A 14,012-nucleotide genomic window follows, 5' to 3' on the forward strand; every position below is an offset into this window, starting at 1 on the left:
CCTACGTGTTACTCACCCGTCCGCCGCTATCCCCGAAGGGACCGCTCGACTTGCATGTATTAGGCACGCCGCCAGCGTTCGTCCTGAGCCAGGATCAAACTCTCCAAAAAGGATGAATCTGAATAGCTCATTTAAAGCTGACGAGATTGTTAATCTCTTTAAAGTTTAGAGTCGATTGCTCGACTTGCTTCTCACTCGTTGTTCAGTTTTCAAAGAACAATTCTCTTTCGTTCGCCGCCGCGTTACCGAAGCAGCGAGATGTAATATACCATGTCGTAAACCTGATTGCAAGTGTTTTTTTTGATCCATTCTTGAAGATAATCAACAAGCTCAGACTTCCTGAAAAACCCCACTGCATGTCCTGCTCAAATGACAGGAATCACAATATACCATATTCAGAGAACCAACGCAAGTCCCTTGCAAAAAGCTTTTCCCACACCGACGAATTACAAAAAGGACCGCCTCGAAGGCGGTCTCTCTCGTTAAGCGCTAATTATGGATTTCTTCACTAAGCCACTTTGCAATTAACTAATAATGATATCATGCCAAGCATCATTAATTTTTTTGATCTCTTCCACATTACATTTCGGCTTGCGGTCATAGGTCAGCAGGCCGTTAATTTCTTGCTCGACATCTGTAAGTTGGGTATAGCAAAAACCATGAATGATCTTTGATTCATAAATAGCCTCAATAACCCGGTGATAATCTTTTACAAAATCTTCCTCAGTGCTTACAGATGTGTAGCCCCAGCCCTGTTCGGAACCGAGCTTGAACGCGATGCCGCCGAATTCCGTTAGCAGGATCGGCTCTCCTTGATGAGCGAAGCCGTCCGCATAGATAGGCCGCCTAGCTGGCATAGACGCCAATAGTTGCTCCTTGGTTGCAAGCGAACGTTTAAACGCCGCATATTTTTCTGTCTCATCCGGCTGCCCGTGGTTATAATTATGTACGGCACAAATATCGCTGGCCGTAATTTCCCAACCATCGTTCGAAATGACCAATCGCGTTGGATCGAGCGAACGAATTAAGTAATACATCGCAAGACTATGCGCTTGCTGTTGGGCGGAATAACGCACGTCCGGAACGCCCCAGCTTTCATTGAGCGGCACCCAGGTAACGATACAAGGGTGATTGAAGTCCCGCTCCACAATCTCTATCCATTCTCTCGTCAACCTTGCGACTGCATCCGGATGATAGGATACGGCAGCTGCGCACTCTCCCCATACGAGGAAACCGAGCTGATCAGCCCAATATAGGAAGCGAGGATCCTCGACCTTCTGATGTTTGCGGCAGCCGTTGAAGCCCATCGCTTTCGTCAATTCGATATCTTTTTTGAAATCCTCGTCAGTCGGTGCTGTCAACAATCCTTGCGGCCAGTACCCCTGGTCTAGCACAAGCTTCTGGTAGTACGGCTTATTATTAAGGTAGACCATGCCGTTTTCCGTATGTATTTTGCGCAAGCCGAAGTACGATTGGACTTTATCCAATACTTGGCCACCCATGACTAGCGACACTTCAACATCGAACAAGTTAGGGTTCTCCGGCGACCACGTCCATCCCGTATTGTGAAACGGAGTTCTAAAAATTTTTAAATGAAACAAATGAAACGCTCTCTTCACATAACGATCCTGAACTTGGATGCGATCGCGAACCACTTGCTCACCTTTATAGGAAATCGTCACGTCCAGCTCAACGCCGGCAATCGAACCGGCAATTTCAAATTCCGCCACACATTCCCCACGATCCAAGTCAGGCTGCAGCCTTAGCTTAGCCAAGTGAGTGGGATCGACAGCTTCAAGCCAGACCGTTTGCCAAATTCCCGTCGTTCTCGTATACCAGATCGCATCGCTTTGCTCCAGCCAAAATTGTTTGCCTCGCGGAATCGTCTCATCCGTCGAAGGATCCTCTACGCGAACGGTGATTTCTTCTTCCGTGCCATTCATCATATCCGTAATGTCAAAATGAAAAGGAACATGACCGCCTTCGTGCATACCAGCCAATTGGCCATTCACATACACCCAAGCACGGTAATCGACAGCTCCAAAGTGCAGGATGACTCGTTTCCCCTGGAAGCTTGGATCCACCTTGAAGCTCCGCTTGTACCACACCACATCATGAAATGAAGGATCATGAATGCCACTGAGCTCTGTTTGATATGCGAATGGCACTTCGATGGATTGCTCGAGGGGCACTCCACGCTCAAACCAGCGCTTCGCGATCCCCAATTGCTGATCGTCAAAAGCAAATTGCCATGTACCGTTTAAATTTTGCCAGTCATCTCGAACTAGGTTGGGTCTTGGATATTCTTTGCGATGCATCGCTTGTCACTCCTATTCTCTTAGCCGTCGAATCTTCCTTTTCATAATAACGCTTTCAAGTTTTAAAAATAATGACACTTTTCATGATTGAATGGACATATCTAATGGTCTTTTCTTAAGGTGTGAACTTCACTGTAGTGTCCATCCCGGAACTCGGACGGCGTTCGATTCGTCAAAGATTTGAACACACGATTAAAATGACGAATATTCGAAAATCCAGTTGAGTCCGAAATCACCTGGATTTTTTCATCCGAGTATAGCAGCATCTGCTTCGCCTTCTCGATCCTTTTCTCTGTCAAAAAATCGATAAAGGATTGACCCTGCTTGCTCTTAAACAAGCTGCTTAAATAAGAGGGGCTGAGGTAGACGATCTCCGCCATCATATTCAACGTAATCGGCTCGGCAAAGCGCTCCTCCACATAGCGTACAACCAATTCAATGGGGCTGGCAACGAATTTTTTTTGCCGATTCGAGATGCATACAGTTAGATCGCCCAGCAGCTTTTGGCACCGTTCAATCAGTTCTTTACTGGATGAATACGAATAAACATCCAACAATACATGTTTTACGTCTGTGTCTTGCAGCCACATTTTAACGACGGTCAGATTGACGGCCAGCTCGTAAAAATGAAGCAGCATTTTGCAAATTTGCTGATGGATAATTTCAGGATCTTTCCATTTCGTGCATACGCTCGTGACGAACTCACGAACTTGAAGCTCGACCTCGGCCAAGTTCCCCTCCTGGACAGACTGATTCAAGCTGTTCCAATCGGCGGATTGCCACTCGGTACGCTCCATCTTCATCCCGGCAACCGTCTCACTGGATAACAAGCGGTCCCCGCCTATCACCAAGCGGTATAACAGCGCGAGTCCGGCTTCTTTGTACGACCTGGAAATAGATTCTAAATCCTTGACAGGACTGCCTAGCCCAAAAGTGATAGTAAAATTAGAAAGCCCTCTAATTTCTTTGCGAATCTGATCGGTTAACCGCTCGATTTTCGGGAATAGAGACTCGGCATCAGCTTCGTTAATTAAAGCCACAACCTCATTATCGTTCATAATAAACACATGCCCCAGCAGCGTGCTGTTGATGCTTTCTTGAATAAACTGCTGCATATATGTGGAAAAAAGCGACGGATCCATTTGATAAAATCTTTCGTCCGTTACGGATTCACGATCAAGCTTAGCGATTAAGCAGCTGATATAAGGATGCGGAAAGCGGATGCCGACATTTTCGAGCAGCTCCGGCTCGGCATGGTGAATGCTTCCGTTCAATAAACCGGCAAGAACCTGCTGCCGCACTTGCGTTTGCACCTGACGGTCTTCCACCGCCCGTTTGCGCTCAACCTGCTTGCCTTGTCCATATTCCTCCTGGAGCTTGCCTAGCAATTGATACAGCTCTTCTCGCTCGAACGGTTTCATCAAATAATCTTTTGCGCCTAATCTTAACGATTCACGGGCGTATTGAAAATCATTGTAACCGCTCATGACCACACAGGAGATTTGCGGATATCGCTCCTTGATGATGTATTGAAGCTGAATGCCATCCATACGCGGCATTTTAATATCCGTAATAATCAGATCGGGCTGCTGCTGCTCGATTTTTTCCAAGGCCTCGATGCCATCCTTCGCCTCAGCGATCACGACCCAGTCTCCTTGCATCTCCGCGATCATCACTTGAATGCCTTTGCGGAAAATACCCTCGTCATCCACGATTAACAGGCTCGGCATTTACTTCCCTCCCTCTTGGTCCGCTTCGATCAGCGGTAAAGTAAGGCTTATTAGGGTGCCTTGACCAAGCTTGCTTTCGATTTTGAGCCCATATTGAGGACCATAGCGCAAAGCAATCCGGCGGTGCACATTCATTAAGCCGTGGCCGCCCGTTCCTTCTGTCGGCGGAGGCGCTAACTTTTTATCCAGCAAGCTTTGCAAGCGGGCTGCGCTCATCCCGGCGCCATCATCCGAAATGGTGATGAGCATGTTCTCATCCTGTTTTTTGCCAGTAAGAATAATCGTTCCATAGCCATTGCCCTTTTCAATCCCATGAACAATGCTGTTCTCCACAATCGGCTGCAAAATAAAGCGGATCACCGAATACGACAGCAGTTCCGGCTCGACGTGAACCTCGAAGTTAATTTTGTCTTCGAAGCGGATTTGTTGAATGGCCATGTACCCCTTCACATGCTCTATTTCCATATTGAGCGGTACTTGGCTCTGCTGGCTGTTAATGCTGTAGCGAAGCAGTCGGCTAAGGTTATTCGTCATTTTTACAACTTCTTTGTTGCCTTGTATTTCTGCATACATACTGATCGAACCTAGCGTGTTGTAGAGAAAATGCGGGTTAATTTGGCTCTGCAGAGCCGAAATCTGGGAGTTTTTCTCCCTGATTTCAGATTCATAGAGTCGATAGCCGAGGTCGCTGAGCTTAGAGACCATGATGTTAAAAGACTGGCTTAGCTGCCCAATCTCATCGCGGCTGCGAATCGGGATGGACACTTCCAGGTCCCCCAACACGACTTTTCTCATCAAATTGCGCAGTTGACTGATCGGATTAGTAATCCGGAAAGCAACGGCGATAATGCTGAGTGCAGCGAGAAGCAAGCAGACGGAGCTAATGAGAATCGTGTAGTTTCTCATCGTAATGGTATCTTGCAGCAAGGTGGCAAGCGGTACCATCTCCATAATGGTCCATCCGGTAAAGGGGGACGTGTAATAGGATAGTAGCTCCGTGTCCTCAGGTTGCTTGTATAAAACAGTTCCCGCTCCCCGATAGGTCATCAGCTTCGCCGCATCGATCAAATCTTCCATGCTCTTATATACAATCTCACCCGCAGTATCGACGATCATAATGTTCTTACGATCATTGGAGATCGCTTCCATCTTATTGCGGATGATCGTTTTGTCCACATCCAGAACCAGGTAGCCCAGCACTTTGCCCGTTTCTACGCTGCGAATTTTTCTGGCAAATGAATAAATCTGGCTGCTGGCATCACTACCATTTTTATTGAACGTACCGATATAGACGACCTTCCCTGTCTTGGATACCTTATCGTACCAAGGCTCACGTTCAACAGGCCGCAGCGAATAGTTCGCCTGCTCTTCCGACATCGCCGTATAGGTGCCGCCGGACATTTTGTACAGCGTAATTCCTGATATATCGACCCTTCCGTTAGCGAAGACACGTTTCGTAAAATCTTCCAGTGTGACCCGTTCATTAAAGGAAAGAATCGGATCGGATGGCGGACTTGCCTCCAAGTAGGCTAGTATTTCCGGCGATTGATACGGCAGCAAGGTGAGCACGTTGAGCTCGTTGACATAGGTATCAATATTGGCCGTTAGTTCTTTCACGACGTCCATTTGAAATTTGCCCGTGTTCTTTTGAATAGAAGCCGAATAACTCGTATATGTCAAATAGCTGGCTATCCCTAAGGGGGCGGCGATCAAAATAAAACTGATGACAATTAATTTAATGACGATCGGGAGATTCTTGATCGATTGCATCCATCTTTGGAGCTGCAATCTGCTGTGCCTGAAGATTGGTATTAATAATTTTTTGAGCATTCCGCAGCACCTCTTGTGGTGTTTGTTGACCGGCCATCATCTTCTCGAACTCCCGAACAATTTCGTCGTTGATTTTGCCCTGCCTCGGCTGATTGGGGAAATATTTCACATCATCCGCCGAGCTCGCATAATCGGGACGATATTTCAGCTGCTGAAACTCTGCGGAATCAACGGCTTGTTTGACGGCCGGGATATGTCCGGCTTTCGCCCAGCTCGCCCCGTGAGCAGCTACCCAATTGGCGAATTTCAGCGCTGCGATCTGCTTCTGCTTATCCGGCTTCTCATGATACGGCAGGGAGAACGTGTGCGAGTCTCCCCATGTCGCCGGGTGAGCGTAAATCTGCGGGATTTTGCTCACCCCAAAGTTCAGATCCGGCACTTTCTCGAACGTGCCTGTCGCCCAAACTCCTGTAATTAACACGGCGGCATTCCCTTTCGCAAAGGTTTGCATGGCATCGTTAATATTCGGTAGAATCAGCTTGTCCGCATAAAGTGAGTTGACAAAGCTCAATGACTGCAGCGCTGCGGGATTATCAATCCCAGCGGAATGGCCATCGTCGGCGTAGAACCTCCCGCCGTCCTTATTCATCTGGTTGTAGAACGAGTACCACAACCAAAAAGAATCAATGCGCACACTCGGCTCCGAGAGTGGCGTTACCGTTGGCGGCACATGGGCACGGATTTGCTGTAAAAATCGCCTGAACCCATCCTCACCGTTAGCCAAAATGGGCTTATCACGATCATCCAGAAGCCCTGCTTGCTTGAGCAGTGTTTTGTTGTAGTACATGACCTCGAGATGGGTGTCTAAGGGAATGCCGTAATGCTTTTGATCCGATACGGTGCTCTTCAGAATCGTCGAATTAAACGCGTTCCAATCAACACCGGCCTCTTGCGCCAAATCATTCAAGTCAGTCAAAAACTCAGCCGGAACGTACTGGGAATATTTGGCTGAGTGAACAATCGCGATATCAGGCGCTTCTTCAGTCACGATCGCCGTCGAGAGCTTCGAGTAGTAATCGCCTGAGTTGTTATTGATCTGCTCAACCTTCACATGATCCTTATTCTCCAGATTATATTGCTGCACCAGCTCAGCCATAAATTGGCCATCCCCTCCGCTGAATGGAGACCAGAAGGTGATTCGCAGTTTACTGCTGCTGACATCATCCGGGATCGAGGCGGCTGGCGGGCTGCAGCTGGCGGTGCATAAGCTCAAAAGCACGAGCAGGGACATCGCGATTACCTTGGATTGCCGGTTCCCTCTGAAGTTCATAAAATCCCCTCTATTCGCAGGTGTACAGTGTTGCTCCTAATTATACAAGAAACACATCCCCTTATGGAGATGTGCCTGAATTTATTCACCGCCGGGCACGGGAATCGGCGTCCCTTCGGCGATTGGCTTGCCAAAGTTCGGCGTACCGTCCACATTCCACCCGAATGGCTGCATGCGCACGTTCCGATTCCAGCCAGCGCCTTGCGACTTGGCGCCATGATACAGAATCCAATCCTCTTTCCCGTTCGGGGATTTGGCAAAAGAATTGTGACCCGGTCCGAACACCTGATCGGTCTTGGCAAATACAGCTTGCGCATGTTTGGTCCATGACGCCGGATTCATCACATCGCTGCTCATTCGCGTACTCAGCATGCCCAGACAATAATCGTCCGTCCAACTGCCGCTGGCCGAATAGATCACAAAAATCTGATCATCATGCAGCAGCACTTCCGGGCCTTCATTAATGGTCGGATTGCCAACCAATTCCCAGTCATAGGTAGGCTTTGAAATCTCTACACGCTTCCCGCTAATTGTGAACGGATTGCTCATCGGAGCGATGTACAAATGCTGGCTGATATTCATATCGCCTTCCCAACCGGACCAGATGAAATAGAGGGAGCCATCCTCTTTATGCAGGACGGTTCCATCGATCGCCCATTTGCCGGCTGTATCCAGCATGCCTTTATCGGTATAGGCGCCTAACGGATCATCCGTTTCCGATTCCAGCACGAACATCCGATGGTTTTCATTTTGACCGTTGTCCGCAGCATAATAGATGTACCATTTACCGTTCAGGTAATGGAGCTCCGGCGCCCAGATATTGGACGTATTCGGCCCCTCCAAAGGCGGAAACCAAACATCTTTATACTCGGCCGTTGACAGTCCCGTTAACGTACGCGATTTCCAAATGCGAATCGAGTTCCCCGTCGTATGCGTGTAATAATAAATCCCGTCCTTTGAGGTGACCCAGGGATCGGCGCCATTGTCCATAATTGGATTAGTAAAAGTTTTGCTTGTGCTCACCGCATTCACATCTTTCATCTCTCTCACCTCTTTCACTGCCTCCCCGCCTGCCCCTTTCATGCATCCGGCCAACAACCAAACAAAGCAAATGACCCCAACAGTAAATAGGCGCATCTGCATCTTTCTTGTAGATAGACGGCTTGCCATTTATTGTTTAACTCCTGTTGCTGTAATCGATTGAACAAATTGCTTTTGACCGATTAAGAAAATGATCAGTGTAGGAATAGTCGATAAGGTCGCTAGCGCCATTAATTTCCCGTAGGAGGCTGTGAAACTGCCGGTCGCCATGACGGCAACGCCCGCTGTCAGCGTGCGCATCTCCAAATCGGTCACGGTGAAGAACGGCCACACATAATCATTGAACACGTTCATAAAGGTGAAAATCGCCAAAGTGGTCACAATAGACACCGATGACGGGAGCAGAACGGATGTGAAAACGTGCCATTTATTCGCACCGTCGATACGAGCTGCTTCGATAATTTCATTAGGGAATGACTGAAAAAATTGAATTAATAGAAAGACGCCAAGCGCTCCTCCCGAGTAAGGCAAAATCAGCACATAGTAGGTGTTGATCAAATTCAAGTTACTAAAATTCAAATACTGCGGGAGGAACGAGATGATCCCCGGAACCATCAACGAACCGACAAATAGCGCAAAGAGCGTTCTTTTGAAAGGAATATCAAGCTTCGCTAACGCATAGGCGGCCATCGTATCCAGAAGTAGAACGAGAAACGTCGCAGCTAAACCTACAAAAAATGAATTGAATATCCAGCGAAAAATCGGAACGTCCACATTGCCGCCATCAAAAATCGTTTGGAAGTTCTCCCATGTGAACTCCTTGGGGAATAAATGGAACTCCGGCGCCATGACTTCAACATCGGTCTTGAACGAATTGGAGAACATCCACAGCATCGGCAAAATGAAAATAATGCCCAGCACCGTAGCCAGCAGCACATAAAAAATTTTGGAAGTTTTCAACGTCTCTACTCCTTTCTATTCGTGATCATAAATTGAATAACCGAAGCAATCATGATCGTTAGGCCCATAAGGATCGCCATAGCCGAGGCAGAGCCGATTTCTCTGGCCGTATAAGCCGTTTGCAGAATGCCCATCAGCAGCACCTTGGTCTCGTCACCCGCATTGCTCATTAAGTTAGGCTGGGCAAAAATATTATATGAAGCAATCGTCGATGTAATAAGCACAAACACGATGACAGGTCTGATGGAAGGGAGGGTGATGCTAATCAGGCGGTTCCAGCCGCTCGCCCCGTCAATTTTGGCAGCTTCGTAGAGATCCTCGGGCACGCCGTTCAGCGCATTGACATAAATAATCATATTAAAGCCGATCGTCCACCAAAGCGTTGCCACTACCAAGGCGAACCATACGAAGGGGCTATCCAACAGCCACGGAATCGGATCGAACTCATGAATCCCCACTTTGGCCAGCAGCAAATTAACAAACCCGCCGGTCACGTCGAACATGCGTTTCCATATGACAGCCATGACCGTTGCCGAAACCGCATAGGGAATAAAATAAATCGAGCGGAAGAAAGAACGCAGCTTGGCAGGGAGTGCATTTAGCAGCAAGGCAAAGCCTAGTCCTACAATGACGAGAAAAGGAACCGAGAACACAACAAACTTGAGCGTTGCTTTCATCCCGATGAAAAACAGGTCATTCTCCTGGGTACCCTCGGTAAAAATACTTTTGTAATTTCCTAATCCGACAAACGGATGAACAGGATCAAGCAAATTGTATTGTTTGAAGCTAATGATAAAGCCGTAAACGATCGGTACGAGCGTAAAAGCTAAAAAGGCTAAAAAGTATGGCAATATAAACAAGCTGGATGTCAGCTTGGATTTCCAGTTAGTCATGGTTGACAACGGATTTCCTCCTTTACCTTAACAAGGAAGACGGGTATCCGATACCCGCCTTCATGTCATTGCGCTATGGATTACTTCTTCATCGCCTGCGTGGATTTGGCTGCTGCATCATCCAGCGCCTGCTTCGGATCCTTCTTGCCTTGCAAAGCGTTGGCCAGCTCACTCCAGATACTATCGGAGATTGGACCCCAGTTCAGCACTTTCGGTGCAAATTGCACGTAGTCAAACTCTTTGGCCACTTCGGTTTGCTGCTGCGTCATCGCTTTGAATGCTGCGCTGTCGCGTACGACTTTGGACGCTACGGCTTGACCGGACTCCGCCCAATCAATCGAATTGGCAGATACGTATTTCAAGAAATCGCCCACACCTGCAAGCACCTTAGCGTCTGTCGTTGATTTTGGAATGACAAAGTTATGCGATCCGGCGAAAACGGCTTGTTTGACCGTTCCCAACTGCGGAACCGGCGCTACGCCATAGTTAATTTTCGCTTTATCGAAGGCATCCTTCGACCAAGGTCCGTTGAAGTGCATCGCGCTCTTGCCTTGTTGGAACAAGTTGAAGTCGCCATCTTGAGCCACTGTAGGCGGAGATACTTTCATCGTCGTCAAGCTTCTCATGAACGTAACCGCTTCTACACCTGCAGGAGAGTTGTACGCGATATTGCCTTTGTCATCTAAAAAGCTTCCGCCATTTTGGAATAAAATGGTTGGGAAGAGGAAGTTCTGAATCCAGAACGTCGGCATCGCTGCTCCCCAGATTCCTTTGGACGAATCTGTCAGCTTTTTCGCATCTTCCACGAATTCTTCACGGTTGGTAGGCGGCTTTGTAATGCCGGCTGCGGCAAATAAGTCTTTATTGTAATACAAGACTAATGGGTGAATGTCGAGTGGAATACTGTACCATTTGCCATCCTTCGTGGCGTAATCGACGGTTGCATCCGGGAAATTGCTTTTTTCCACACCGGCGGCTTTAGCGATATCATCTAACGGCTGCAGCAAATCTTTCGCGATATACGTTGGCGTTTGATCCAGATGCATAATCGCTACATCCGGAACTCCCTTCTTCGTGGCAATCGCTGTATCCAGCAGCTTATAGTAATCGCCGTTCGGTTGAATCGTCATTTTCACTGTATACTTATCTTGTGAAGCATTATATTTGTCCACAATTTTCTTCATGAATGGACCATCGTTGCCCGAGAAAGGTGTCCAGAAATTCAAGGTCACTTTCTCGCCGCTTTTCGCGGGCTCTGGCGCCTTCGTCGCTGCCGCCCCTGCGGACGCGGAGGCTGCCGGTGCTGCCGAAGCAGGGGCTGTATTCGCCGGTTTATTCGTCGAGCATCCGGACATGACCATCACTAGCGACAAGCCGGTTAAACCGATCCATTGCAAACTTTTCAACTTCACCATCGTTGTAATCTCCCTTCAATTTAAACACAGTAGAATGTACTTGCTTCTCTCTATAGACTTGTGTCAAAATTGGAGTGTCGATTGAATTTCGCCAAAAATTCAGTCGCACTACCAGCGAGCGATCAAAAGGGGAACCCACGCCAATGGACCTTTTTATCGCTCTTCTTTTTTCCTCCCCGTACCTCCAGCAACACTGACTCTGATCCCTGATCCCTCCTCAGCTACCTTCTGCTTTCCACAACTCAACTATAATCGCTTTTAGAAAGCGTTACCATGACGATATTCAAGAAGCATTGGACATATTTTTAGGTAACTTGAAAGAAGCTTGAAGGTGGCCCGAACCGTGAGGAACGATAAGCGCTGTAAATGAAAAAGCCAGCCTACTCTGCGGAACAGAGTAAACTGGCAGAAACTTCGGTGGGCGGGGAGATTACGGAATATACGTGACACCTTCGCTGTAGGAATTACCTGCATTCCAGATCAAATACTCACGGACACCGGCATCAGCCAGCGCTTTAATTTGCGCGTCGACTTCGGCTTTGCCGTATTTGATATAATTGCCCGCGCCTAACCAGCTCGCAGTAAAGTCTTGAATCCAAGGACGCGATACGGGAGGCTTGGGAAGCATTGCAAACTTCTCTTTCTCCGCTTTCATATACTCCGCAACAAGCTTGTATGGCTCTTTATCCGGCTTTGAGATGCCAAAATAACCGTTCGACCAATGACTTGGATATATCATCGAAGAAATGACATCAACCGAACCGGCTATGCGGTTAAAATTCTGTCCAATCCCCGGCGCTTCAGGCAGCGTAGCGGAATACCCGAAGATATCCACAGATACTCTTACACCATATGGTTTTAGTTGTTCTTTGGCATAGGCGACAAAGTCGCTGACAGCATCTACACGCAGCTGCGTCATACGAGCCTTATCACTGAAATCCGGTGCATGGGGCATCCCTTTTTTCAGTTCAGATATGCTCTTCTCAGCATCTTCTACAGCCTTCTTATTCGCATCGGTTTGCGCTGAGTTGTAGGTGTTGACCGCCTCCGTCAGCTTGCTCTGCAAAACAGCCAAGTCATCTTGATACTTCTTAGTGGCTTCCGCAAAGTCCTTTTCTTCCTGCACGAATTTCACCGGTTTTTTATCTTTATAGTCGCCCATTGAATATTTCAGCACATTGTCTCGGCTCTCGAAGCCTTCGGGGAATCTCACATAGTCAAATTGAATCTCCTTAAATCCAAGCTCAGCCGCCAACTTGGCTGCATCAACATTATGATCCCAGGAATCCTTCAAAAAAGGATTAATAAACCCGTCGCCATTCCCGTTTCGCCAAATGCTGCTTCCATCTATATACGAAAGATCTGGCCGCTTTTTGGCGAAGACCGTATCTTTGAAGGATACGATACGTGCGATCGGGTAAACTTTATGCTGCTCCAGCGTTTGCATCAGCGCTTTGACATCTTTGATATACGGCTGGCCAAACTCCGCTTGCTTACCCTCGGGCTTAAATGTGATATAGCCGTCGTCGTCCTTAATATCGATCACCATAGCGTTAAGATCGGTTTGGTCTACAAGTGAAAGCAGTTTAGACATCCGCTCCCCGCCAGCCGACCAGCCTGTTACATAAATACCGCGCACTGCGTCTGGATAATCAAAATGCACAGGTGGAACAAACTCGGGTGTCGGACTGGCTGGAGGGGAAGGCGCTGCTGACGGCGATGGCGATGGCTGTGCTGATGGTAATGCAGGTGGCGAAGGTAGAGAAGTAGCCTCCGCCCCCGCGGTTGTTGGCTGCTCGGAAGGACTTGATGATGGTGTACTTACAACAACCTCTGATGGCGACGACCACGACGAACATGCAGCTAACGTAAGTACTGCGCATAGCAGCATCATAAAAGCAAGACCCCGTTTGTTCACGCTGTTCTCCCCCTTCATGTACATCAACTCGCTACTCCCTAATTGAAGTATTCATGAAGTGATCAAACTATGATAGATAAAAAAAGAAGCATAACCGACAGCTGCACGAGCTGTAACGATTATGCTTCTTACTTTTATCGGGACGACACGATTTGAACATGCGACCCCCTGCTCCCAAAGCAGGTGCTCTACCAAGCTGAGCTACGTCCCGTTAATACCGGCGAGAGGACTCGAACCTCCACGGTTTCCCACTCGATTTTGAGTCGAGCGCGTCTGCCATTCCGCCACGCCGGCTTAGATGGCGTGCCCTGAGAGATTCGAACTCCCGACCTTTTGATTCGTAGTCAAACGCTCTATCCAGCTGAGCTAAGGGCACATTTGAAATTAAAGGCACTACCCAGATTCGAACTGGGGATAAAGCTTTTGCAGAGCTCTGCCTTACCACTTGGCTATAGCGCCACAAAAAGCGGAAGACGGGATTCGAACCCGCGACCCTCGCCTTGGCAAGGCGATGCTCTACCCCTGAGCCACTTCCGCATGACTGGTGCCGTCGAGAGGACTTGAACCCCCAACCTACTGATTACAAGTCAGTTGCTCTACCAGTTGAGCTACAACGGCATATGATGGTGGAGGCTGA

The 14,012-nt window shown here is 48.1% G+C and carries 9 protein-coding genes, 6 tRNA genes and 1 rRNA gene; all 16 read right to left on the bottom strand.

Annotated elements, in window-relative coordinates; all coding sequences use genetic code 11:
• Window positions 1–110, bottom strand: a 16S ribosomal RNA gene (locus O9139_RS19910); the annotation flags it as partial.
• A gap of 414 nt (window positions 111–524) precedes the next feature.
• Window positions 525–2,318, bottom strand: coding sequence for a glycoside hydrolase family 2 protein (locus tag O9139_RS19915; protein WP_270881223.1), 1,794 nt, complete (start codon window positions 2,316–2,318; stop codon window positions 525–527).
• A 101-nt stretch (window positions 2,319–2,419) separates the two neighbouring features.
• Window positions 2,420–4,048, bottom strand: coding sequence for a response regulator (locus tag O9139_RS19920; protein ID WP_270881224.1), 1,629 nt, complete (start codon window positions 4,046–4,048; stop codon window positions 2,420–2,422).
• Window positions 4,049–5,878 carry a cache domain-containing sensor histidine kinase gene (locus O9139_RS19925; protein WP_270881225.1) on the bottom strand — a complete coding sequence of 610 codons (1,830 nt, stop codon included), beginning with the start codon at window positions 5,876–5,878 and terminating at the stop codon, window positions 4,049–4,051.
• On the bottom strand, window positions 5,784–7,148 hold the full coding sequence (locus O9139_RS19930; RefSeq protein WP_270881226.1) for an ABC transporter substrate-binding protein: 1,365 nt from the start codon (window positions 7,146–7,148) through the stop codon (window positions 5,784–5,786). The genes O9139_RS19925 and O9139_RS19930 overlap by 95 nt, the downstream gene beginning before the upstream one ends.
• An 81-nt stretch (window positions 7,149–7,229) precedes the next feature.
• A complete protein-coding gene (locus O9139_RS19935) occupies window positions 7,230–8,318 on the bottom strand; it encodes a glycoside hydrolase family 43 protein (protein WP_270881227.1) in 1,089 nt (362 codons plus the stop codon).
• Window positions 8,319–9,149 carry a carbohydrate ABC transporter permease gene (locus tag O9139_RS19940; protein ID WP_270881228.1) on the bottom strand — a complete coding sequence of 277 codons (831 nt, stop codon included), beginning with the start codon at window positions 9,147–9,149 and terminating at the stop codon, window positions 8,319–8,321.
• Window positions 9,150–9,154: 5 nt separating this feature from the next.
• A complete protein-coding gene (locus tag O9139_RS19945; RefSeq protein WP_270881231.1) occupies window positions 9,155–10,042 on the bottom strand; it encodes a carbohydrate ABC transporter permease in 888 nt (295 codons plus the stop codon).
• Between the two features lie 80 nt (window positions 10,043–10,122).
• Window positions 10,123–11,457, bottom strand: coding sequence for an ABC transporter substrate-binding protein (locus tag O9139_RS19950; protein WP_270881229.1), 1,335 nt, complete (start codon window positions 11,455–11,457; stop codon window positions 10,123–10,125).
• 430 nt (window positions 11,458–11,887) lie between these two features.
• Window positions 11,888–13,375 carry a putative glycoside hydrolase gene (locus O9139_RS19955; RefSeq protein WP_270881230.1) on the bottom strand — a complete coding sequence of 496 codons (1,488 nt, stop codon included), beginning with the start codon at window positions 13,373–13,375 and terminating at the stop codon, window positions 11,888–11,890.
• A gap of 137 nt (window positions 13,376–13,512) precedes the next feature.
• Window positions 13,513–13,586 (bottom strand) — tRNA-Pro (locus O9139_RS19960).
• A gap of 4 nt (window positions 13,587–13,590) precedes the next feature.
• Window positions 13,591–13,669 (bottom strand) — tRNA-Leu (locus tag O9139_RS19965).
• A gap of 5 nt (window positions 13,670–13,674) precedes the next feature.
• Window positions 13,675–13,751 (bottom strand) — tRNA-Arg (locus O9139_RS19970).
• A 12-nt stretch (window positions 13,752–13,763) separates the two neighbouring features.
• Window positions 13,764–13,834 (bottom strand) — tRNA-Cys (locus tag O9139_RS19975).
• Between the two features lie 6 nt (window positions 13,835–13,840).
• Window positions 13,841–13,912, bottom strand: a tRNA-Gly gene (locus O9139_RS19980).
• Window positions 13,913–13,917: 5 nt separating this feature from the next.
• A tRNA-Thr gene (locus O9139_RS19985) sits at window positions 13,918–13,993 on the bottom strand.
• Window positions 13,994–14,012: the final 19 nt, after the last annotated feature.

It is taken from the genome of Paenibacillus aestuarii (genome assembly GCF_027789125.1).
Classification (GTDB): Bacteria; Bacillota; Bacilli; order Paenibacillales; family NBRC-103111; genus Paenibacillus_E; species Paenibacillus_E aestuarii.